Annotated in this window: 22 protein-coding genes, 1 tRNA gene and 1 pseudogene; 4 read left to right on the forward strand and 20 right to left on the reverse strand. The window is 69.9% G+C overall.

Features of this window, described 5'->3' with window-relative positions; translation table 11 throughout:
* Positions 1 to 10 precede the first annotated feature (10 nt).
* Positions 11 to 967 (reverse strand): carbohydrate ABC transporter permease, encoded by a 957-nt coding sequence (locus ACZ4SA_RS11680; RefSeq protein WP_468272633.1) that lies wholly within the window; start codon positions 965 to 967, stop codon positions 11 to 13.
* Between the two features lie 3 nt (positions 968 to 970).
* The gene (locus ACZ4SA_RS11685; protein ID WP_468272636.1) at positions 971 to 2,281 is read right to left on the reverse strand and encodes an ABC transporter substrate-binding protein; all 1,311 of its coding nucleotides are present in this window, start codon (positions 2,279 to 2,281) and stop codon (positions 971 to 973) included.
* A 320-nt stretch (positions 2,282 to 2,601) separates the two neighbouring features.
* Here ACZ4SA_RS11685 and ACZ4SA_RS11690 point away from each other — a divergent pair, with 320 nt between their 5' ends.
* A complete protein-coding gene (locus ACZ4SA_RS11690) occupies positions 2,602 to 3,648 on the forward strand; it encodes a LacI family DNA-binding transcriptional regulator (protein ID WP_468272638.1) in 1,047 nt (348 codons plus the stop codon).
* 229 nt (positions 3,649 to 3,877) lie between these two features.
* Here the strand turns inward: ACZ4SA_RS11690 and ACZ4SA_RS11695 are convergent, their stop codons facing one another.
* The 11 genes from ACZ4SA_RS11695 to ACZ4SA_RS11745 all read right to left on the reverse strand — a co-directional run bounded on the left by ACZ4SA_RS11695 (position 3,878) and on the right by ACZ4SA_RS11745 (position 10,781).
* Positions 3,878 to 4,258, reverse strand: coding sequence for a hypothetical protein (locus tag ACZ4SA_RS11695; RefSeq protein ID WP_468272641.1), 381 nt, complete (start codon positions 4,256 to 4,258; stop codon positions 3,878 to 3,880).
* Positions 4,259 to 4,324: 66 nt separating this feature from the next.
* A complete protein-coding gene (locus ACZ4SA_RS11700; protein WP_468272643.1) occupies positions 4,325 to 4,753 on the reverse strand; it encodes a glycine-rich domain-containing protein in 429 nt (142 codons plus the stop codon).
* Positions 4,754 to 4,880: 127 nt separating this feature from the next.
* A complete protein-coding gene (locus tag ACZ4SA_RS11705) occupies positions 4,881 to 5,012 on the reverse strand; it encodes a hypothetical protein (RefSeq protein ID WP_468272645.1) in 132 nt (43 codons plus the stop codon).
* Positions 5,009 to 5,152, reverse strand: coding sequence for a hypothetical protein (locus tag ACZ4SA_RS11710; RefSeq protein ID WP_468272648.1), 144 nt, complete (start codon positions 5,150 to 5,152; stop codon positions 5,009 to 5,011). Before ACZ4SA_RS11710 ends, ACZ4SA_RS11705 begins: the two co-directional genes overlap by 4 nt.
* Before the next feature lie 324 nt (positions 5,153 to 5,476).
* The gene (locus tag ACZ4SA_RS11715; RefSeq protein WP_468272650.1) at positions 5,477 to 6,337 is read right to left on the reverse strand and encodes a helix-turn-helix domain-containing protein; all 861 of its coding nucleotides are present in this window, start codon (positions 6,335 to 6,337) and stop codon (positions 5,477 to 5,479) included.
* Complete coding sequence (locus ACZ4SA_RS11720; RefSeq protein ID WP_468272653.1) at positions 6,334 to 6,870, reverse strand: DUF6879 family protein; 537 nt, start codon at positions 6,868 to 6,870, stop codon at positions 6,334 to 6,336. The genes ACZ4SA_RS11715 and ACZ4SA_RS11720 overlap by 4 nt, the downstream gene beginning before the upstream one ends.
* Position 6,871: 1 nt before the next feature.
* On the reverse strand, positions 6,872 to 7,072 hold the full coding sequence (locus tag ACZ4SA_RS11725) for a hypothetical protein (RefSeq protein ID WP_468272656.1): 201 nt from the start codon (positions 7,070 to 7,072) through the stop codon (positions 6,872 to 6,874).
* 710 nt (positions 7,073 to 7,782) lie between these two features.
* A tRNA-His gene (locus ACZ4SA_RS11730) sits at positions 7,783 to 7,855 on the reverse strand.
* Between the two features lie 95 nt (positions 7,856 to 7,950).
* Entirely contained in the window at positions 7,951 to 8,553 is a 603-nt protein-coding gene (gene orn / locus ACZ4SA_RS11735; RefSeq protein ID WP_468272658.1) for an oligoribonuclease, read from the reverse strand.
* Positions 8,554 to 8,609: 56 nt separating this feature from the next.
* A complete protein-coding gene (locus ACZ4SA_RS11740) occupies positions 8,610 to 9,821 on the reverse strand; it encodes a helix-turn-helix domain-containing protein (RefSeq protein WP_468272661.1) in 1,212 nt (403 codons plus the stop codon).
* A gap of 387 nt (positions 9,822 to 10,208) precedes the next feature.
* A complete protein-coding gene (locus ACZ4SA_RS11745) occupies positions 10,209 to 10,781 on the reverse strand; it encodes a hypothetical protein (protein ID WP_468272663.1) in 573 nt (190 codons plus the stop codon).
* 300 nt (positions 10,782 to 11,081) lie between these two features.
* Between ACZ4SA_RS11745 and ACZ4SA_RS11750 the strand changes: the two genes are divergently transcribed.
* Positions 11,082 to 11,603 (forward strand): universal stress protein, encoded by a 522-nt coding sequence (locus ACZ4SA_RS11750; RefSeq protein WP_468272665.1) that lies wholly within the window; start codon positions 11,082 to 11,084, stop codon positions 11,601 to 11,603.
* Between the two features lie 157 nt (positions 11,604 to 11,760).
* Positions 11,761 to 12,336 (forward strand): acetate uptake transporter, encoded by a 576-nt coding sequence (locus ACZ4SA_RS11755; protein WP_468272669.1) that lies wholly within the window; start codon positions 11,761 to 11,763, stop codon positions 12,334 to 12,336.
* A gap of 176 nt (positions 12,337 to 12,512) precedes the next feature.
* Here the strand turns inward: ACZ4SA_RS11755 and glmS are convergent, their stop codons facing one another.
* Positions 12,513 to 14,330 (reverse strand): glutamine--fructose-6-phosphate transaminase (isomerizing), encoded by a 1,818-nt coding sequence (gene glmS, locus ACZ4SA_RS11760; protein ID WP_468272672.1) that lies wholly within the window; start codon positions 14,328 to 14,330, stop codon positions 12,513 to 12,515.
* Between the two features lie 54 nt (positions 14,331 to 14,384).
* The gene (locus tag ACZ4SA_RS11765) at positions 14,385 to 14,651 is read right to left on the reverse strand and encodes a hypothetical protein (RefSeq protein WP_403860520.1); all 267 of its coding nucleotides are present in this window, start codon (positions 14,649 to 14,651) and stop codon (positions 14,385 to 14,387) included.
* A 268-nt stretch (positions 14,652 to 14,919) separates the two neighbouring features.
* On the opposite strand from ACZ4SA_RS11765, the gene ACZ4SA_RS11770 reads away from it, so the two are divergent.
* Positions 14,920 to 16,536, forward strand: coding sequence for a beta-N-acetylhexosaminidase (locus ACZ4SA_RS11770; protein ID WP_468272674.1), 1,617 nt, complete (start codon positions 14,920 to 14,922; stop codon positions 16,534 to 16,536).
* Between the two features lie 125 nt (positions 16,537 to 16,661).
* On the opposite strand, the pseudogene ACZ4SA_RS11775 reads toward ACZ4SA_RS11770, so the two are convergent.
* The 5 genes and pseudogenes from ACZ4SA_RS11775 to ACZ4SA_RS11795 all read right to left on the reverse strand — a co-directional run.
* Positions 16,662 to 16,914: pseudogene (locus tag ACZ4SA_RS11775) on the reverse strand (siderophore-interacting protein); the annotation flags it as partial.
* Positions 16,915 to 16,916: 2 nt separating this feature from the next.
* Positions 16,917 to 17,951, reverse strand: coding sequence for an ABC transporter substrate-binding protein (locus ACZ4SA_RS11780; RefSeq protein WP_468272676.1), 1,035 nt, complete (start codon positions 17,949 to 17,951; stop codon positions 16,917 to 16,919).
* Positions 17,952 to 18,130: 179 nt separating this feature from the next.
* Positions 18,131 to 19,291: an acyl-CoA dehydrogenase family protein gene (locus ACZ4SA_RS11785; protein WP_468272679.1), complete on the reverse strand. Its 1,161-nt coding sequence runs from the start codon at positions 19,289 to 19,291 to the stop codon at positions 18,131 to 18,133.
* Positions 19,292 to 19,297: 6 nt separating this feature from the next.
* Positions 19,298 to 20,233 carry a hydroxymethylglutaryl-CoA lyase gene (locus ACZ4SA_RS11790; RefSeq protein WP_468272681.1) on the reverse strand — a complete coding sequence of 312 codons (936 nt, stop codon included), beginning with the start codon at positions 20,231 to 20,233 and terminating at the stop codon, positions 19,298 to 19,300.
* Positions 20,230 to 22,197, reverse strand: coding sequence for an acetyl/propionyl/methylcrotonyl-CoA carboxylase subunit alpha (locus ACZ4SA_RS11795; protein ID WP_468272791.1), 1,968 nt, complete (start codon positions 22,195 to 22,197; stop codon positions 20,230 to 20,232). Before ACZ4SA_RS11795 ends, ACZ4SA_RS11790 begins: the two co-directional genes overlap by 4 nt.
* Positions 22,198 to 22,207: the final 10 nt, after the last annotated feature.

A 22,207-nucleotide genomic window follows, 5' to 3' on the forward strand; every position in this document is an offset into this window, starting at 1 on the left:
CGTCGCCCCCTCACGTGCTCTTGCTCAGACGGCGCGTGATCAGCCAGTTCGCCGAGCCGATGATCAGCAGAATCAGGAACATCGCCCAGGCGATCGCGGAGGCACGACCGAGGTGCAGGTTCACCCACCCCTGCTCGTACATATAGAGGCCGAGCGTCTGGAACTGGTGCTCCGGGCCGCCCGTCGCGCCCCCGCCGCCGCTGAACAGCAGGGGCTCGCCGAACAGTTGCGTCGCGCCGATCGTCGAGACCACACAGGTGAACAGGATCGTGGGGCGCAGCGAGGGCACCGTGACATGGATGAACTGCTGCCAGCGGGACGCCCCGTCCAGCGCCGCCGACTCGTACAGGTCGTTCGGGATCGCCTGCATGGCGGCCAGATAGATCAGCGCGTTGTAGCCCGTCCAGCGCCAGATCACGATCGTCGAGACCGCCATCTGCGAGGTCCACCGGCCGTTCTGCCAGTCGACGCCGTCGATGCCGACCACCCCCAGCGCCCAGTTGATCATCCCGTAGTCACGGCCGAACAGCAGCACGAAGACGAGGGTTGCGGCGGCGACGGACGTCGCGTACGGGGTGAGCACGGCGACGCGGAAGAACATCGAGCCACGCAGCCGGTAGTTGAGCAGATGCGCGATGCCGAGGGCGATCAGCAGCTGCGGCACGGTGGACATCAGCCCGATGGTGACCGTGTTCTTCAGCGCGTTCCAGAAGAACTCGTCCTCGAGGAGCCTCGAGAAGTTGCGCAGCCCGACCCATTCCATGTCCGTGGGTGCGGTCAGTTCCACCCGGTGCAGCGACGCCCAGCCGGTGTAGAGCAGCGGGAAGAGGCCGAAGGCGAGGAAGAAGACGAAGAACGGTGCGACGAAGGCGTACGGGCTCCACCTGACGTCGCGCCGGTAGCGCCGGGAGCGCCGGGCGGTCAGGTCACGTGCGCTTCGCTGCAGGCCACGTGCATTTTGCTGCACGGCTCACTGGTCCAGCGCGTTGTCGATCGCCTTCACTGCCGCCTCCCAGCCCTGTTCGGGGGTCCGGCCCTTCTGATCGACCTGCAGCATGCCGATGTCTGCCAGGTTCTGCGCGATGACCAGGTCCTTCGGGCCGACGATCTGCACCGGGACCCCTTCGGCGGCCTCGGAGAATATCCGGCCGATGGGCGCGCCGGCGAAGTACGGGTGCTTGGCATCGGCGACGGCCGGAAGCTCGTAGGCCGCTTTGGCGCTCGGGAAGCTGCCGCGCTCGCTGAAGAGCTTCGCCTGCTGCTCGGGAGCGGTCAGCCAGGCCGCCAGCTTCGCCGCCTGCGTCGTGTTCCTGCCGGCCTCGGGGACGATCAGGAACGAACCGCCCCAGTTGCTGGGCCTGGGCGCCGCGGCCACGTCCCACTTGTTCCTGCCGCCGTTTCCGGCCTTGTCCTGGATGTAGCCGAGCATCCAGGCGGGGCAGGAGACGGTCGCGAAGGCGCCGTTGGAGAAGCCCTGGTCCCATGACGGGGTGAACTGCTGGAGCCTCGCGGTCAGTTTCTCCGTCGCGAATGCGGCGGCGGTGTCCCAGGCTTCCCTCACGGCCGGGTTGGTCTTGTAGACGATCTCCCCGTTCTCGTCGTAGAAGCGCTTCTCGTTGCTCCCGGTGATGGCCGCCATCACACCCGACGCCGAGTCGACGAAGGAAGCCCCCTCCGGTGCCGCGGCCTTGTACTTCTTGCCCGCCTCCAGGTACTTCTTCCAGTCGCCGGCCCACAGTTCGCCGACCGCCTCGCGGTCCGTGGGCAGCCCGGCCTTCTCGAAGAGGTCCTTGCGGTAGCAGATGCCCTGCGGGCCGATGTCGGTGCCGAGACCGACCGTCCGGCCGTCCTTGGTGGTGGCCTGGGACCACTTCCAGTCGAGGAAGGCGTCCTTCTGGACTCCCTCGGCCTTGCCGAGGTCGACCAGCCGCTCTGCCTGTGTGGCGGTGATCTCGGCGATGTTGTTGACCTCGACCGCCTGGATGTCGGCGAGTCCGCTGCGGCTGCTGAGGTGGGTGAGCAGCTGCGGGTAGTAGTTCTCGTTCCGTTCGATCGACGTCTGCTCGATCCGGATCTCCGGGTGGAGCTTCATGTACTCCTCGTACAGCCCCGCCTCCTTGAGGCCGAAGGCTCCGAAGACGCCGACGGTGATGGTGGTTCCCCCCTTGCCGCCCCCGCTGCCGGAGGAGCTGCCGGTGGGTTCTTCGCCGTCCTCGGCGCAGCCGGCGAGCAGCCCGGCTCCGAGCGCGGCGACGACCGCGAGGATTGCTGTCCTGCGCATTGCGTCCTCCTTCGGGGGTGTTCGCCACCCCTGCCCCTGACGTGCCGCCCCCGTCGCTCCTGTGTCGGAGCCGCCGGAGCCGTACTTCTAGCACGGACTGCCGTGCCCACGTCGGGGGCGGTGGATTGCGGATGCTGCGGGAGCGTCGAACAATGTATGGGAGCGCTCCCACCAGTGAGGAGTCAGGTTGGCCGCTCCTGGAGGGGGCGTCAAGGGAGCTGACACGTTATGTTCTCCGCCTGGACAGCTTGGACAGCTTGGACAGCTTGGACAGCTTGGACAGCTTGGACAGCCTGGACAGCCTTGGGGAGGCGGACGCGATGTCTCGGACCATCCGAACGGGGAGCGGGGGGCGAGGCACCGGCCGGCCGACCCTCGAGGAGGTTGCCGCACGGGCAGGCGTGGGGCGCGGCACGGTCTCCCGGGTGATCAACGGTTCGCCGCGGGTCAGCGAGGAGACACGTGCACTCGTCGAGGCGGCCGTCGCGGAGCTGGGCTATGTGCCCAACCGTGCGGCCCGCGCGCTCGCCGGCAACCGCACGGACGCGATCGCGCTTGTCGTCCCGGAACCGGAGGACCGTTTCTTCGCCGAGCCGTACTTCTCCGGCATGGTCCGCGGTGTCGGCGCGGCCCTCGCCGACACCGAGATGCAACTGCTCCTCACGTTCGCCGGCGGCGACCGGGAACGCAAAAGGCTCGCCCAGTACTTGGCGGCGCACCGCGTCGACGGTGTCCTGCTTGTCTCGATGCACGCGGGCGACCCGCTGCCGGACCTGCTGGAACAGCTGTCCATGCCGGTGGTGATCAGCGGCCGCCGCTCGGCGGACGAGACGCTGGCCGCGGTCGACTCCGACAACTTCGGTGGCGCACGGGAAGCCGTCTCGCACCTGACGGCCCGAGGACGCAGCACGATCGCGACGATCGCCGGCCCCCTCGACGTGTACGGCGCGCAGCGCCGGCTGGACGGCTACCGCTCCGCGGTCGCCGATGCGGGGCTGGACGCCGATCCGCGCCTGACCGCCGTGGCGGACTTCACCGAGCAGGGCGGCAGGCTCGCGATGCGCGCGCTGCTCGAGGCCCGCCCGGACCTGGACGCGGTCTTCGCGGCCTCCGACGTCATGGCGTCGGGTGCCCGGCAGGTGCTGCGCGAGTCGGGCCGCCGCACACCGGACGATGTGGCGCTCGTCGGCTTCGACGACTCGGCGGTGGCCCGCCACATGGACCCGGCGCTCACCAGCGTGCGTCAGCCGACGGAGGAGATGGGCCGCACCATGGCCCGGGTGCTGCTCCAGGAGATCGCGGAGCGGTCGGCGCAACCTCCCCAGATCGTGCTTCCGACGGAACTGGTGGTGCGCGAGTCGTCGTGACCGGAGATGGTGGGCGGAAGTGGCCCAGGGGCGGTGGCGCCCGAGTCGTCGTGGCCCGCCCGCCACCGGCCCGGCCGGGGGCACGCCAAGGGCCCCGGCCCGAAGCTTGGGTTCTAACGGGACTCGAACCCGCTTTTCAACCCAGTCGTGACCTGCGGTCATCCCTGAAATCTGGACATTCGGGCGCCTTCCGATGTTGCTCAATGCCCGGCCGGCTGTGAGGGGCGCGCTAGTCGATGACGATTCGGCCCGTGCGCAGGATGTCGTGGTTGGCGAACAGGTCGTCCAGATGGAAAGTGCGGTCCAGCTCGGCGGTCCACTTCCCTTCCGGCAGATCGCGGTGGGATGCGGCGCGGCACATGCGGGCCCGGGTGCACTGGGTGAGGATCCAGCGGGCCTGCGTCTGGCCGGTAGGTGGGTTGGTGTACATCGACGCGGCCATGCGCCACAGGTGCTCACCCGATGCGCTCTCCGGCTCGAGGACTGCGACGATGCCGACGTCGCCCAGGCCGCGGTGGTCGCTGGACTGAGTCGTGTACGCGACCATCAGGCCGTGCAGCGGGAAGACGGTGAGGCGGCTGGTCGCGGTGAGGGCTTCGATGGTGGGCACTGCTGCTCCGATCTGTCGAGCAGGCGGGCCACACGTGATGCTGCTGCGGCCCGCCCGGGTGGTCAGCTAGCAGCAGGGGCCATCTCCGCAGCACGCGGGCTCGTTGCAGTCGGCCGCGGTGCCCCACAGCGACTCGTCGACCGAGTAGCCGGCCGCGCGGATCTTGCCGACGACGTCGACCATTGCCGCTCGGTCCCGGTAGCGGGAGTTCGGTGCGTGGTGGATGTAGCGGCCGTAGCGCTCCTGACACCAGGCGGTGTACTCGGCGCTGTGGAGCATGAAGGTGTGCCAGGCCGGGTCGACCGACTTGGAGGGGGACAGCGGCTCGCCGATGCTGCCCATGACGTCCAGGAATGCCAGGCCCTGGTCCATCACGCGCTCGGCGACGGACAGCTCCAAGCCGTACTCCTCGGCGCAGAACGCCGACAGCCGGTCGAAGAGCCGGGCGTCCACCAGCTCGCGGCCGTGGACCAGTTCTGTTGCAAGAGCGGTCATGCGATGCTCCTTGGGTGCGTGCTCGGCGCGCGGCCTTCCCGCGCGTCGTGGTGCGCGTGCTGGGCTCATGCAGGAGCCCTCGCCGTCCTGGCCGGTCTCCAGGCGTGGATCGCCGGCCAGGGCGGGGTCAGTGGGGTTTCTGCGGGCAGGCCGGCGTGTGTGTGACGACGGTGGTGCCCGCCCCGGACGCCGAGAACTTGTCGAGCTCGTCGTAGCGTTCGCCGGGCCGGATGGCCTGGTGGCAGCGTGCACAGATCACAGGGACGCCGCCTCGGAGTCGTGCCGCCGGCAGGCGCGGGGGAACCAGTGGGTGACGTGGTCGGCGATGCGTAGGCGCCGCGGGCCTAGGTCGACGGCGATGGTCGGCGTCAGGACGATGCCGCAGAACACGCAGTCCATGCCGCGTTGCTGCCGCTGAGACAGGGTGCCGATGGGGGGTAGCACGCGGACGGGCGCGGTCATCATTCGGGCCTACCCGTGGCTGCACGGTCCTGTTCGGCGGGCACGCGCTCCTCGAGGGCCGGCACGCCGCGGGCGTCAGCGCAGGAGGAGTGCGCTCGCTGCGCGACCCCGGGGCCGCTGTTCGTCTCCAGGACTCCGACGAGCAGGTCCGCATCTGGCAGGCCGCAGTAGGTGCAGATCATCCGGGCGCCCCCTGGTCACAGTGACTGTCCTGTCACTGACCGTAGGGACGTTGCTCAGAAAGCCCGAGCGCATTGCTCGCTATTTCTCGAACTCGTCCGGGGATTGCTCCGCCAGTGCGTCGAGGGCATCGGTGAGGAGTCGGCGGGCGTCCGCTCCGTAGCGGGCCATCGTCGCCAGGCGATCGAACACGTTTCGATACAGGCGGAGTTCATCGGGCTGGGTGAGGCGCATCTCTGCGGCGAACGTCTCGACCATGATGACCCGGTCGTCGAACAGCCAGAAGCCATGCAGCGGGGTCACCGGGAGACGGATACCGAAGGGGACGATGCCCAGCCGCACCGAGGCCAGGGACGTTGCACTCACCAGCCGGTCGATCTGCCCGGCCATGACCTCGCGCGGTGCCGTGCCGTACCGCAATGCCGCCTCGGTGACGACGAAGTGGAAGCGCCGCCCCGGCTGGTAGAGGGCGTTCTGCCGTTCCATACGTGCCTGCACGCCGGCGTCGATGTCGTTCTCGATCTCGTACAGGTCGACGACTTCAGAGAGTCGGCATCGTGCGTACTCCGGCGTCTGTAGCAGACCGGGCACCCACGCGTTCTCGAACGCACGGATGACACGGGTCGTCGCATCGACCTCGGCGAGGGCCCGCTGGCGGAGCTTGGTCCCGTTGCGGAGCTGCCGGCGCCAGTCTGCGTACTGCGTCTCCAGATTCCGCAGCGCTGCCACAAGCCCCGGGGCCGCGCCGGGGGCGTGGCAGGCAGCCGCCCACGCGGCGATGTCTGCCTCGGACGGGTTCTGCCGCCCGAGCTCGATCTTGCTGACCTTGCTGGCCGGCCAGCCCAGGGCCTCCGCGAGCTCCTTACCGTTCAGTGCTGTTTCCCGGCGGAGTTCACGGAGGCGCTGGCCGAGCGCCTCACGCGCTTCGTGGATCTTTGTCACGGGGTGATGGTCCGCCCGGCAACGTAGTCGGCATACGGGATGGCGTGGTGCCAGGCCGTGTCACGCAGGTAGCTGTGTCGGACGACCTCGGCGGGGTCTTCGATCATCTCGGTGCCGAGTGGGACGCCGTCGTTCGTGAAGTGCATGCGCCCGAGGCGGTGCGAGTCGAAGAGCCAGTAGTCGTACCCGGGCAGCCCTAGTTTGTCCGCCTGGTTTTGCCGCAGGTACCGGATGTCCTCGCCGACCTCGACGTTGAACTGGCAGAGCCAGAGCTCGAATTCCAGGTATTCGGTGAGCACTTCGGGGACGATTCGCACACGCTCGATGCGCTTGCCCTGCTGGATGCCGTAGCGCATGGTGTCGAGCCATGGTTGGAACCAGTCGGTTCCGGGGTTCTCGCCCCGGCGGTGCCGGGCGAACGGCTCCTGCTCTTCGTCGACCGTGTAGAGCGTGCGGGTTTCCAGCCGCCACGCGGTGTGCTCGAAGTCCTCGAAGAGACGTCCGAACGCCTCGCCGGTGATCAGGTCGGGCACGTCACTCCTTGGGCGCGTAGCGGGTGAGCAGCTCGCGGGGGACCTCGACGAATGTCTCGCCGTCGAGGACGTCCCGCAGCTGGCTGAGGGCCTCCTCGTCGGTCACTCGGTAGCCCTGGACGACGATGGTGCCGCGGTCGGTTTCGTACAGCGTCGGGCAGTTACCTCCGCCCGAGGTGGTGCCGATAAAGCGTAGCTTCATGACGCTTCCCCTCTCGCTGACATTTCTTGAAATTGCAGCAGTAGGGGACGGGGTGGGGCAAGGGTGCGTTCCGGACACGACGAAAGCGCCCCCTGCCCAGCCCCGTGAAGGGCCGGGCAGGGGGCGTGGTGTGTCAGGGGTATTGGCGGCGGTTCGGGTCCAGGGCGAGCGGTGACGGCATGGACGGTTCGTCGCCGGGTGGTGGTGCGCTGTCTCGGCGGCAGACCAGGGCGTCGGGATCGTCGGCCGGGGGCTGGAGGCTGTAGCCGTCGGGGCAGGATGGTCCGGCCGGGCCGCGCTCGCCCCGCTCCCCTCGGGGGCCTTGCTCGCCGCGCTCGCCCTGCGGTCCGGCGGGCCCCCGTGGTCCTGACGGGCCGTCGGGGCCAGCTGCCCGTCGGTCCCAGTTCTCCGTCCGCGCCGTCCTGCCCGGATTCCCCGGCCTCACCCGGTGAGCCAGTCGGGCCCGGGGCTCCCGGTTCCCCGTCCTTGCCCGGTGCGCCGGCCGGTCCGGGCGGCCCAGGGATCGGCACCGGTACCTCCGCCCGGTCCGGCAGATCGTCGACCGCTGCCGTCCTTCTTCGGACGCTCCACGACGCTCGCCATCGCCAGACGAAAGGCCCGGATCCGGGCCTTGTGTTCCATCGTGTTCCCAGTTCTCAGGAACGATCAAGGGCTGACCTGTTTGCACAGGTCAGCCCTTGATCGTTCAGGGTGAGTAACGGGACTCGAACCCGCGACATCCTGGACCACAACCAGGTGCTCTACCAGCTGAGCTATACCCACCACGACCGGTCTTTTTCCCGACCGGCCGAGAAAAAGTGTACAGGGTCCGCGAGGGTGCTCGCGCCCAGGTTTCCGGACGGTACGGCCGTCCGGTGCTACCCGGCGGGCAGCACGTACTTGGCCGCGATCGCCTTCGCGGTCTCCGAGTCCGGGCCGGGCTGCGGCACGAAGACCGCCTCGCGGTAGTAGCGCAGCTCGGCGATCGACTCGCGGATGTCCGCCAGCGCCCGGTGGTTGCCGTTCTTCTCCGGACTGTTGAAGTACGCCCTCGGGTACCAGCGGCGGGCCAGCTCCTTGACCGAGGAGACATCGACGATCCGGTAGTGGAGGTAGCTCTCCAGCGTCGGCATGTCGCGCAGCAGGAAGCCGCGGTCGGTGCCGACCGAGTTCCCGCACAGGGGAGCCTTGCCGGGCTCCTTGACGTGCTTGCGTACGTACGCAAGGACCTGCTCCTCGGCGTCCGCGAGCGTCGTGCCGCCCGCCAGGACGTCGAGGAGGCCCGAGGCGGTGTGCATCTGGCGCACCACCCCGGGCATCGTCTCGAGCGCCGCGTCCGGCGGGCGGATCACGATGTCCACCCCTTCACCGAGCACGTTCAGTTCCGAGTCGGTGACCAGTGCGGCCACCTCGATGAGTGCGTCGTCCGTCAACGAGAGCCCGGTCATCTCGCAGTCGATCCACACCATGCGATCGTTCATGCGTCCTACCTTATGGCTCCCGCGGACAACGACGTCCCCTCGGGACTGCTCCACTCTCAGGGCGCGCTCCGCTGACCCGGCAGTCCGGCACGGCCGTGGCCTGCCGCGTACACCTCCGCAGCCGGTCTACCCAGCTCCGCGGCGGCCGACGCCATGGCCGGCGTCCCTGCCGGCCCCGCCGGGCCACGTCTGGCCCCCGGCCCCGCCTGGGCGGGCACGAGCGGCTCGACCATCGCGTTCCGGTCCGGCTCCCCCTGTGGGCGCCGGGCACGGTACGCGGACCGGTAGGCGGCCGGGGAGGACCCCAGCTGCCGCCGGAAGTGGCCGCGCAGCGCCACCGGGGACCGGAAGCCGCAGCGGCCCGCGACCTCGTCGACCGAGAAGTCGGAGGTCTCGAGCAGCCGCTGCGCCTGCAGCACCCGCTGGGTGATCAGCCACTGGAGCGGCGCGGAGCCGGTCAGCGAGCGGAACCGCCGGTCGAAGGTGCGCCGGCTCATGTACGCACGCGCGGCAAGTGTCTCCACGTCGAACTGCTCGTGGAGGTGTTCCAGCGCCCAGGAGACGACCTCCGCCAGCGGGTCCGAACCGATTTCCTCTGGTAAAGACCTGTCGAGATAGCGCTCCTGACCGCCGGTGCGACGCGGTGGTACGACGAGTCTGCGGGCGAGCGCTCCGGCCGCCTCCGTGCCGTGGTCGGTGCGCACTATGTGGAGGCAGAGGTCGATTCCGGCCGCCGTGCCCGCGGAGGTGAGCACATCGCCGTCGTCGACGAACAGCTCACGCGGATCCACGTGCACGGACGGGTAGCGCTTCGCCAGCGTCGGCGCGTACATCCAGTGCGTCGTGGCGGGGCGCCCGTCGAGCAGGCCGGCCGCGGCCAGGACGAACGCCCCGGTGCACAGGCCGACGATGCGGGCGCCTTCCTCGTGTGCCCGGCGCAGCGCGTCGAGCGCATCGGGCGGTGGCGGCGAGGTGATCGAGCGCCAGGCCGGCACCACGACGGTGCCCGCTCTGCTGATCGCCTCGAGGCCGTACGGCGTGGTCAGTTCCAAGCCGCCGGTCGTCCGCAGCGGTCCGTCCTCGCCACCGCACACGAGCAGGCGGTAGCGGGGAACTCCGGCGTCCTGACGGTCAATTCCGAACACCGAGAGCGGGATGGAACTCTCAAAAATAGGGCCGCCGCTGAACAGCAGCACGGCGACGACTTCACGCCGTCGGCGCCCGGACAGCTTCCGTGCCGTCTCCGGTGCGACGGAGTCCTGACTCATGACGCTAAACCCCCCTCGAAGTACGCGTCTCCCCGTTCGTTTCGGGCCTTTCGCTCCTGCACGTTTCCCCTCGGTTCTGCACGAGTCCCCCGGCCTTCGATACTCATGATCGAATCTACTGCGTCCCGTGGCGCCGACGTGACAAGTTCGGGATGTCCCGCTATGTCGACATGGCAACTTGGCGCGATGCATTCGATCACGAAGCGTTCCACTCGCGGGGCCCGCAGGGAAGTGCGCATCACGGGCATGGCCCGTCCCCGTAGGGTGCGGGAGCCGCTGCTGGGTCTTTCTTCCCTGGTGGCAAGGGGGTTGGCAGGCCGTTTTGGCAAGGACCGGCCGCTGCGGGGAAGTTGGCTGAAAACGTTCGGGTGCGGGCGTGCAAAACCGTCAGTCGCCGCGCGCGCTTCCCGCACCGTGGCGCGCGCTGCGGCGCGCCCCCGGGACGGTGCGGGAACGGTGCCCTCGGGCCGGCCGGCCGTCCTGGACGCGGCACCTGGCCGCCGTCCGCTCCGAGTGGCGCAGCAGCACCCGGCACGCGGCGGTCACGGCGGCGAGGCCGAGGGCCGCGGCGGCGGCTCCGCCGACGGACGTGCCGCAGACGATCAGTACGACGGGCACCAGGAGGCAGCTGAACGCCGCCCAGCGGACGACTTCGCCCGCCGGGTCGGACGTCCGGGCGGAAGGGCCGGGGGAGCGGTGGGGCGAGAGGGCGAGTCCGGGCGGCGGTGCCGTACGGGAAGGGCGGCCGGGTCGTACGAGGCGTGCGAGGCGGCCGGGTCGTGCGAGGTGCGCGAGGTGTGCGAGGCGGCCAGGTCGTGCGAGGTGCGCGAGGCTGTCAGGTCGTGCGAGGTGCGCGAGGTTGTCAGGTCGTGCGAGGTGCGCGAGGCGGCCGGGTCGTGCGAGGTGCGCGAGGTCTGCGAGGCGGTCAGGTAGTGGGAGGCGGGCGGGTCGTGCGGGCACGAAAGCTCCTGGGGGTGGCGGGGTGACCGAGTGGCCAACGAGTACCGCGGTCTTCCGGTCACCTGTTGTCGGCCGGAAGGCTGTAGTGGCCAAGCGGCATTGCCATCCTGAGCGCGCTCGGGCATGCTCCCTGGGATGTCGCGCATGGGGGCCACAGGCCCTGGGCAGGAGAGGAGTGCCGCCGTACCCTTGGGGTATGAGGTTGGGAAGACGATTCCCGGACACCGCTCCGCACGCTAGCCACCCGACGTACTTCCTGAGTCGATCCCTCAACAGAGGACCTTCTTCGCCGAGACACCGATGGCCGGTCACGAAAATCCCGAACCCGCGGACCGCAAGCAGGTAGCCGATCCACTGTCGGACCTGCGGGCGGCTGAAGAAGCACGCCATTCCTGCGATCCCGCCTTCCGGCACGGAGTCGTCGTCGGCTTCGACGGATCGACCTCCAGTGAGCGAGCGCTCGCTTATGCCATCGGTATGTCAAGGCGGACCGGTTCCGGTCTGATCATCGTCCATGTGGCCAACCGGTTGCCGACCACGGTCTGGGCCGGCTGCGAGCCGCCCGTCTTCGTGGACGTGCCCGACCATCGCACCGAGGTCCTCGGTCTGGAGCTGGCCTGCGCGGACTACCTCAGTGAGGTCCCGTGGATCCTGGTCGAGCGCGGCGGTGACATCTGCCATGAACTCGAAGAGGTCGGCCGTGAGTACTCGGCCGACGCGATCGTGGTCGGCTCCACGCACGGTATCGTCGGGCGGCTCTTCGGCTCGGTCGCGGGGCGGCTCGCGAAGCGCGCGCAGCGCCCGGTCGTCGTCATTCCGTAGCCGCCCCTTCCGCTTCCGGTGAGGCAGCGTCAACTTCCTTTGTGTGCAGGAAATCTACCCGCCCGTAGCAGGTGGATTGTGCGCTTGTGAAGGGTACATACCGGTCCTGGGAAGCAGCACTGCAGCACAACTGCACAGGACAGGAAGGGAGCCCGCCGTGGACAACGACGTCTCTGCGGGAAGCGCTGGTTCTACTTCTACTCTCGGCCATCTCGCCCTCGGACTGACCCTGTTGGCGTTCGGCGTCGGCAACACCGGCGTGATCGACAACGTGACGGCGGCCGACGCGGCCGCCCTCGCCACCTGGGTCGGCGGAGTGGCGCTCTTCATCGTCGGTCTGCTCGAGTTCCGCACGGGCAACGGCGCTTCGGGCACGGCCTTCGCCGGTCTGGGCGCCTTCTGGTTCACCTGGGGCACCGCCGTCGGCGGTGAGACCTCGGCCGAGGCCGCAGGACTGTTCCTGCTGCTGTGGGCGCTGTTCGCGCTGACCCTGACCGTCGCGTCCTCCGGGAGCGGCGTGCTCGGCCAGGGTGTGTACGGGCTGCTGTGCCTCTCGCTGCTGCTGGGCGGCATAGCGGCCTTCGCGGGCAATGCGGGGCTGGCCAAGGCCGGCGGCTGGGTCGGTGCCGTCGCGGGCCTGGTGGCCTGGTACGGCGCGACCGCGGTGCTCGCCAAGTGGCCGACCTTCACCGGACGCGCTGCCGGCCGCCGGGGAGTGACGGCCACCGGCTGAGGCCCGGGCCGTCCCGGGTCTCACGGCAGCCCTGAGGGCCGGCGCTTCGGGTGGCGCCGGCCGACGAAAGGGGAACGCCCTCCGTGCGCCGGTGGCGCGCACGGAGGGCGTTCTCACGGCCGTCGGTCACAGGGCGTTCTCGTGAGCGGGGGTCCAAGCGACCGGGGGCCGGTCGACTACTCCACCGTCACGGACTTCGCGAGGTTGCGGGGCTTGTCGATGTCCCGGCCCAGCGTCAAAGCGGTGTGGTAGGCGAGAAGTTGCAGCGGGATGCCCATCAGGATCGGGTCCAGCTCGTCCTCGTTCTTCGGAACCACGATGGTGTGGTCGGCCTTCTCCTGCTCGCGGTGGGCGACCGCGAGGATGCGGCCGCTGCGGGCCTTGATCTCCTCCAGCGCCGCGCGGTTCTTCTCCAGGAGGTCGTCGTCCGGCACGACCGCGACGGTCGGCAGCGAGGGCTCGATCAGCGCGAGCGGGCCGTGCTTCAGCTCGGAGGCCGGGTAGGCCTCTGCGTGGATGTAGGAGATCTCCTTGAGCTTCAGGGAGGCCTCCAGCGCCACCGGGTAGCCGCGCACCCGGCCGATGAACATCATCGACTTGGCGTCCGCGTACACCTCGGCCAGCTTCTTGATCTCGGCCTCGGACTCGAGGATCTCGCTGATCTGGGCCGGCAGCCTGCGCAGGCCCTCGATGATCCGCTTGCCGTCGGCGACGGACAGGTCGCGGATGCGGCCCAGGTGCAGGGCGAGCAGCGCGAAGGCCACCACCGTGTTGGTGAAGCACTTGGTGGAGACGACGCAGACCTCGGGTCCGGCGTGCACGTAGGTGCCGCCGTCGGCCTCGCGGGCGATCGCCGAGCCGACGACGTTGACGACACCGAGGACCCGGGCGCCCTTGCGCTTGAGCTCCTGGACGGCCGCGAGCACGTCGTAGGTCTCGCCGGACTGCGAGACGGCGATGTAGAGGGTGTCGGGGTCCACGACCGGGTTGCGGTAGCGGAACTCGGAGGCCGGCTCCGCGTCGGCGGGGATACGGGCGAGGGACTCGATCAGGCCCGCGCCGATGAGGCCCGCGTGGTACGAGGTGCCGCAGCCGAGGATCTTGACCCGGCGGATGCCGCGCGCCTCGCGGGCGTCCAGGTTCAGGCCGCCCAGGTGCACCGTCGAGAACCGGTCGTCGATCCGGCCGCGCAGAACACGGTCCACGGCGTCGGGCTGCTCGCAGATCTCCTTGTGCATGTACGTGTCGTGGCCGCCCATGTCGTAGGAGGCGGCCTCCCACTCCACAGTCTCCGGGGTGGCGGTGGTCGTGGTGCCGGAGGTGGTGTACGTGCGGAAGTCGTCGGCCTTGAGGGTGGCCATCTCGCCGTCGTCGAGGGTGACGATCTGACGGGTGTGGGCGACCAGGGCGGCGACGTCGGACGCGACGAACATCTCCTTCTCGCCGATGCCGAGGACCACCGGGGAGCCGTTGCGGGCCACCACGATGCGGTCGGCGAAGTCGGCGTGCATGACGGCGATGCCGTACGTGCCCTCGATCACCTTGAGGGCCTCGCGGACCTTCTCCTCCAGGGTGGTGGCCTGGGAGCGGGCGATGAGGTGGACGATGACCTCGGTGTCGGTCTCCGAGACGAAGACGACGCCGTCGGCCTCCAGCTTGGCGCGCAGGCCGGCGGCGTTGTCCACGATGCCGTTGTGGACGACGGCGACCTTGTTCTCGGCGTCGAGGTGCGGGTGCGAGTTGATGTCGCTCGGGGCGCCGTGGGTGGCCCAGCGGGTGTGTGCGATGCCGGTGGTGCCGGCGAAGCGCTTGGGGACGCGGGCCTCGAGGTCGCGCACGCGGCCCTTGGCCTTGGCCATCTTCAGTGCGGCGGACTTGGGGCTGTTGATCACCACGCCTGCCGAGTCGTAGCCCCGGTACTCCAGCCGCTGCAGACCTTCCAGCAGCAGCGGAGCCACGTCACGCTTGCCGATGTATCCGACAATTCCGCACATAAAGGTTCTTCCCCTCCATAGATCAGTGGTGTGCCCGGCCCCCGGTAGGGCTGCTCAGCCGTAGACCATGCGGCGCAGCTGGCGGAGCGACAGCTCCGGCGGCGCCACGGCACGGTGTGGCAGCTCGGCCGCGATCCGCTCGAAGATCTGGGTGTTCACGGCGCCGCCGGACTGCAATTCGCGGTGGCGGCGGCGGACGAACTCCTCGGTCGTCTCGTCGAAGTACGCCAGCACATCGAGCACCACCCGGGCTGCTTCACCGCGCTGGAGCGCGGTGCTGCGCACCAGGTGGTCGATGAGGTCGTCGTGCGACGGGCGCACAGACTGGCGAGCTTCGAGCACCCGTAGATATTGGAGTGCCAAGGCTCCTCTTCGCAAGAATTCTGCCCGATTCCGGGCAGGGGATAGGTCACATCCGTCCATGGGTGCTCCCCATCCTTCCGGATGGTTTCCGTCACGAAGAGGAATCTTCTGCCGCCCGGATGAGTAAGTGGTCTACACCTTGACCGCAGTTGAGGCTCAGGGTACGCATGGTGACAGCCCGGTTGCTCTGCGCACAGACGAGACCCCGTCGAAGGGACCCCAGCCTGTGAGTCAGCCCAGACCGCTTCCCCGCCTGCTCGGTTCGCTGCTGCTCGTCACGGCGGCCGCCCTCTGCTCGGGCGCGGCCACCGGCCAGGCCGCTGCCGCCCCCGGTGAGGGCGTCGGCGCCGTGCGGCCGCTCGGCCAGGTCATCCCGGCGCCCGCCTCCGTGAATCCTGGCGGCGCGCCCTACACCCTGACCTCCGCGACCCGTATCCGGACCGACCCCGCTCCCGAGGCGCGGGCGGTCGGGGAGCGCCTCGCGGAGGTGCTCCGGCCGTCCACCGGCTACGACCTGCCCGTCACCACGCGTCCCGCGCCGCGGTCCATCCGGCTGCGGCTGAGCTCCGGGGAGAGCGCCCTGGGCGAGGAGGGCTACCGCCTGAAGTCCGCGCCCGGCGGGGTCACCATCACCGCCCTCAGGCCCGCCGGGCTGTTCCACGGCGTCCAGACGCTCCGTCAGCTGCTGCCGGCCTCCGTCGAGGAGAACACCCGCCAGAGCGGCCCGTGGCAGGTCGCCGGCGGCACCATCACCGACAGCCCGCGCTACGGGTACCGCGGCGCCATGCTGGACGTCTCACGGCACTTCCTCACCGTCGACCAGGTCAAGCGGTACACCGACCACTTGGCCCTCTACAAGATCAACAAGTTGCATCTCCATCTCTCCGACGACCAGGGCTGGCGCATCGCCGTCGACTCGTGGCCGCGCCTGACCACCTACGGCGGCTCCACCCAGGTCGGCGGCGGCCCCGGCGGCTACTACACCAAGGCCGAGTACCGGGAGATCCTGCGCCATGCCTCCTCCCGCTACATGGAGGTCGTGCCGGAGATCGACATGCCGGGCCACACAAACGCCGCTCTGGCCTCGTACGCCGAGCTCAACTGCGACGGCCTCGCCCCACCCCTCTACACGGGCACCGCCGTCGGCTTCAGCTCGCTGTGCGTGCCGAAGCAGGTGACGTACGACTTCGTGGACGACGTGATCCGCGAGCTGGCCGCGCTCACGCCGGGCCGGTACATCCACATCGGCGGCGACGAGGCGCATTCGACGAGCCACGAGGACTATGTGGCCTTCATGGACAAGGTGCAGCCGATCGTGGCCAAGTACGGCAAGACCGTCGTCGGCTGGCACCAGCTGACCGGAGCGAGCCCCGCGAAGGGCGCACTCGCCCAGTACTGGGGTCTCGACGGAACGAGTCAGGCCGAGAAGGCACGGGTCGCCGAGGCGGCGAAGAACGGCACCGGGCTGATTCTGTCGCCGGCCGACCGGATCTACCTCGACATGAAGTACAACAAGGACACCAGGCTCGGCCTCGCGTGGGCCGGCTATGTCTCCGTGCAGCGGTCCTACGACTGGAACCCGGGGACGTATCTGCCGGGTGCGCCCGCCGACGCGATCAAGGGCGTCGAGGCCCCGCTGTGGACGGAGACCATCTCGGAGAACGAGCACATCGACCACATGGCGTTCCCGCGCCTGCCGGGTGTCGCGGAGCTGGGCTGGTCCCCGGCGGCCACGCACGACTGGGACACCTACAAGGTGCGCCTCGCGGCCCAGGGGCCGCGGCTGTCGGCGCTCGGCATCGACTACCACCGCTCGCCGCAGGTGCCGTGGCCGGCGCAGTGAGGTGAGAAACCGGCGCCCGGCGGGAGGCACGTCCTCTGCCGGGCGACGGCTGTTCCAGGGGCGAAGCGGGCGAGGGCCGTCCTCCACCGGGCGCCGGCTGTTCCCAGGAGGCCGGGTCGCCAGTCGTCCTCGGGCAGCGCACGCCAGGCCCGGAGGACCCTGTGGAGGTCACCCGCGTCGACGGGGACGACCGGGGCGTCCTGGCCGGCGTGCGGCAGGGAGAGGGACAGGGACTGGTCGCGGCCGACGGCCGTGAAGTCCCCCAGGCCGTCGCCGGGTTCCCCGGTGAAGGTGCCGCAGACGAGCGACGGGCCGAGCCGCCTGGTCCGCGCGACCCGCAGGCCGACCGAACGGGGCGAGCACGGCCGTGGTCGTCATCGTCAGGCGGCCTTCTTCGCGTTCTCGATGGCCTTGGCGAGGTCCTCGAGGATCGGCGCGCACTTGTCGTAGGAGTAGATCGGCTCGGTGACGCGGGGAATGACCTGACCGGCCTTGACGGCGGGCAGGCCGGCCCAGGTGGGCTTCGCCTTGAGGGCGTCGGGCTGCAGGGTACCCGTGCGGTTGTCCAGGATGATGACGTCGGCCTCGTACTTGCCGGCGTTCTCCCAGCTGAGCTCCTCGAAGAAGCCCGCCGCGTTCGGCTTCGGCTCGACGAACTGCACGCCGAGCTCCTGGAAGTAGAGGGTGTCCGCGGACATCTTGGGGACGGACACGTAGAAGAGGTCCTGGCTGCCCGAGCCGATGAGGACCTTCAGGTTCGGCTTGGCCTTTGCGGCCTGGCGCAGACGCTCGGCGGCCTTCTCGAAGCGGGCCTTGGCGTCCGTGACCTTCTTGGCCTTGAGGTCGGCGCCCAGGGACTCGGCGAGCTCCGCCCGGCGCTGCAGGGCCTTCGGCATGTTGATCTGCGCGGCCCACAGGGCGACGCTCGGGGCCAGCTTCAGGATCTTGTCCTTCGACTGGTCCGGCACGTACCAGAGGGCGTTCTTCTCCCACATGTCCGTCACCAGCAGCTCCGGCGCGAGCGCCGCGTACTTCTCGACGTTGAACTCGCCCCAGACGTTGCCCAGGATCTCGAGCTTGCTGACGTCGAGGTCACCGGCCTGGACATCGGGCTTGCCGTCGGCGGTCCTGGTCGGGCCGAAGACCCCGGTGACCTCGATGCCGTAGTCGAACAGGGCGGCGGCGGTGCCGGTGAAGGCCACGATGTTCTGCGGGGCGGCCTTCGACTCGGCCTCCTGGCCCCGGTCGTCGGTGAAGGACCAGGGACCCGGCTTCTGGGACGCCTTGTCCGACGCGCCCTTCGTGTCCTTCTTGTCGGCCTTGCCGCATGCGGCGAGTGCGACACCGAGCCCGAGGGCGCCGCCGGCGGACAGCAGGCCGCGGCGGGTGAGACGGGAAGCTCGGGCGTTGGGCATGGCGATGTCCACTTTCGTACGTGCCGATTCGGCCACTGGCAAGTTCGAACGAAGGTTAGCCTAACCTCAGAACTGCGCCAGGGGCCGCCCGCTGCCGCGCACGCCGTGCGGGACGTGACCTGGCACATGCGACAGCGCGCGGCCCCCTGCCGGGTGCCGCGCGCCGCAGTGGGCCCGGGTCAGCCGGAGAGCCCCAACTCCCTTGCGATCAGCATCCGCTGGACCTCGCTGGTGCCCTCGCCGATCTCCAGGATCTTGGAGTCGCGCCACATACGCGCCACCGGATACTCGTTCATGAAACCGTAACCACCGTGGATCTGAGTGGCCTCACGTGCGTTGTCCACGGCCACCGTCGACGAGTACAGCTTCGCGACGGCCGCCTCCTTCTTGAACGGCTCGCCCCGCACCAGCCGGGACGCCGCGTCACGCCACCCGACTCGGGCCATGTGCGCCTTCATCTCCATGTCGGCGATCTTGAACTGGATGGCCTGGTTCGCGCCGATCGGCCGCCCGAACGCATGCCGTTCACGGGCGTACTTCACCGACTCGTCCACACAGCCCTGCGCGAGTCCGGTCGCCAGTGCCGAGATCGCGATCCGGCCCTCGTCGAGAATGCGCAGGAACTGCGCGTACCCGCGGCTCTCCTCGCCGAGCAGGTTGGAGAGCGGGACACGGACGTCGGCGAACGACAGCTCGCGGGTGTCTGAGGCGTTCCACCCCACCTTGGAGTAGGGCGCGGCGACCGTGAAGCCGGGCGTGCCCGACGGGACGATGATCGCCGAGATCTCCGGGCGGCCGTCCGCCTTGCGGCCAGTCACCGCGGTGACGGTCACCAGGCCCGTGATGTCCGTGCCCGAGTTGGTGATGAAGCACTTGGAGCCGTTGATGACCCATTCGTCGCCGTCCCGCACGGCCGTGGTCTTCGTCCCGCCCGCGTCGGAGCCGCAGTCCGGCTCGGTCAGGCCGAACGCGCCCAGCAGCTCGCCCGAGCACAGCCGGGGCAGCCACTGCTGCTTCTGCTCCTCGGTGCCGAAGAGGTGGAGGGGCATCGCGCCGAGCGATACGCCCGCCTCCAGGGTGATGGCCACGGACGAGTCGACGCGGGCCAGCTCCTCCAGGGCGATGCCGAGCGCGAGATAGTCGCCGCCCATGCCGCCGTACTCCTCGGGGAACGGCAGCCCGAACAGACCCATGCGGCCCATCTCGCGGACGATCTCGTACGGGAACTCGTGGCGCTCGTAGAAGTCGCCGATCTTCGGCGCGACCACGTCGTGCGCGAACTGCTCGACCGTACGGCGGAGTTCCTCGTGTTCGGCGGAGAGCCGGTGGTCAAGGGACATCAGGAGTCACTCCTTGTGGGAGAGGGCACGGACGGTACGGGAGGCGCTGGGGCGGCCCAGCTGTTCGGCCATCCACACGCTCGTGGCGGTGAGCCGGCCGAGATCGACCCCGGTTTCGATACCGAGGCCGTGGAGCATCCACACGAGGTCCTCTGTGGCGAGGTTTCCGGTCGCGCTCTTCGCGTACGGGCAGCCGCCGAGGCCGCCCGCCGACGCGTCGACGACGCCCACGCCGTACTGGAGCGCGGCGAGCGTGTTGGCGAGCGCCTGACCGTAGGTGTCGTGGAAGTGCACGGCGAGCCGGCTGTTCGGCACACCGGCCTCGTTCAGCGCGGTGAGCAGGGCGCCGACATGGCCGGGAGTGGCGACGCCGATCGTGTCGCCGAGGCTCAGCTCGTCGCAGCCCATGTCCGCGAGGCGGCGGGTGACGCCGACCACCTGATCAATGGGGACCGGACCCTCCCACGGGTCGCCGAAGCACATGCTCAGATAGCCCCGGACTTTCAGGCCGTGCTCGACGGCCCTGGTCACGACCGGCTCGAACATGGCCAGCGCCTCGTCGACCGTGCGGTTGAGATTGGCCTTGGCGAAGGACTCCGTCGCACTGGCGAACACGGCGACCTCACGAGCCTCCAGCCCGAGTGCACGGTCCAGGCCCCGGTCGTTGGGCACCAGGACCGGCAGCCGCACGCCGGGCAGGCCGCTCACCATCGGGAACAGCTTCTCCGCGTCCGCCAGTTGGGGCACCCACTTGGGATGGACGAAGCTCGTCGCCTCCACGGTGGTCAGGCCGGAGTCCGCGAGCCGGCGGATGAACTCGGCCTTGACCTCGGTCTGCACCACCGACTTCTCGTTCTGCAGGCCGTCGCGGGGGCCGACCTCGTGGATGCGTACCCGCGCGGGCAGACCCTTGCCCCGCACGGCCATGGGCAGGGTCGTCATTTCTGCTCCTCGTCGGTCTCGTCGGGGGTGACCACGGCGAGAACCTGGTCCATCGCGACCGTCGACCCGGCGGTGACGTCGAGCTCGGTGACGGTCCCCGCGTGCGGGGCGGAGATGACGTGCTCCATCTTCATCGCCTCGACCACGAGCAGGCTCTGCCCGGCCGAGACCACATCGCCCACGGCGACCTTGACGACGGTGACCGTGCCCGGCATCGGCGCCGCCAGGGTGTCCACTCCGGAGCGCGCGGCCCCGCTGAGGGACGCCTCGACCGGGTCGTGGTCCAGCACGTGCCAGCTGTCGCCGTCCCGGCCGAGCCAGCCGCCGGCCCGGTGGAAGGTGTGGGTGACGCCGTGCATCTCGACGGAGACCGTGTGCTCCTCGACCCGGGGCGTCGCCTGCCGGCGCACGGCGCGCGTGACCGGTTCCGCTCCCGGCACCCGCAGGGCGAAGGCGAGGGGGGCCGGTTCGCCGCCCATGCGCCAGCCGCTCGGCACCGAGAACGGGTCGGTCCAGCCGCCCGTACGCGCGGGCGCCAGCCGGTCGGCCCGGACCGCGGCCGCCGCCTCGTAGACCTCTTCCGGCACGCCGTCCGGGACCAGCCCGTCCGCCTCCCGCTCCACGAGGCCGGTGTCCATCTCGCCCGAGACGACCGCGGGATGGGCCAGCAGGCGGCGCAGGAAGCCCGCGTTCGTCGGGACGCCGAGCGTGACCGTGTCCGCGAGGGCCGCGCGCAGCTTGCGCAATGCCGCGGCGCGGTCGGGGCCGTACGCGATGACCTTCGACAGCATCGGGTCGTACAGGCTGCCGACCTCCGAGCCCTCGGTCAGGCCCGAGTCGGTGCGCACGCCGTCGCCCTGCGGCTCCCGGAGCCGCAGGACCGTGCCGCCGGAGGGGAGGAAACCGCGGGACCCGTCTTTGATGAACACAGTCTCGGCGCAGATCCGGGCCTCGACCGCGTGGCCCGTGAGCGTGACGTCGTCCTGCGAGAAGGCCAGCTGCTCGCCGGCCGCCACCCGAAGCTGCCACTCCACCAGGTCGAGGCCGGTGACGAGCTCGGTGACGGGGTGCTCGACCTGGAGACGGGTGTTCATCTCCATGAAGTAGTACTGCGAAGGGTCGGTGCCCGGGACGATGAACTCCACGGTGCCCGCGCCGCGGTAGCCGCAGGAGCGGGCCGCCTGCACGGCTGCCTCGCCCATCGCGGCGCGCGTCGCCTCGTCGAGCAGGACGCTCGGGGCCTCCTCGATGATCTTCTGATGGCGGCGCTGGAGAGAGCACTCGCGCTCACCGAGGTGCACCACATTGCCGTGGCCGTCCGCCAGGACCTGGATCTCGATGTGCCTCGGGCGGTCGATCCACCGCTCGACGAGCAGTGTGTCGTCGCCGAAGGAGGCGCGGGCCTCGCGCCTGGCCGCCGCGATCTCGTCCATCAGCGCGGACTCGACCCGGGTGAGCCGCATGCCCTTGCCGCCGCCGCCCGCCGACGGCTTCAGCAGCACCGGCATACCGATCTCGCGGGCCGCCGCGGCCAGTTCGTCGTCGGTCAGGCCGCTGCCTGACGAGCCGGGGACGACCGGGACGCCTGCCGCCTTGACGGTCTCCTTGGCCCGGATCTTGTCGCCCATGAGGGAGATCGCGGAGGCGGGCGGCCCGATGAAGACCAGCCCCGCCTCGGCGCAGGCCTGGGCGAAGCCCGCGTTCTCCGCGAGGAAGCCATAGCCCGGATGGACGGCCTGGGCGCCGGTGCGGGTCGCCGCGTCCAGCAGGCGGTCGATGGAGAGGTAGCTCTCGGCGGCCGGCGCGGGGCCGATACGGACCGCCGTGTCCGCCTCGCGGACATGGCGGGCGTCGGCGTCCGCGTCGCTGAAGACCGCCACGGAGCGCACGCCGAGGGACCGCAGGGTGCGGATGACCCGTACGGCGATCTCGCCCCTGTTGGCCACCAGAACGGTGTCGAACATCGTCATCGTG

It is taken from the genome of Streptomyces sp. NPDC027962 (assembly GCF_055566095.1).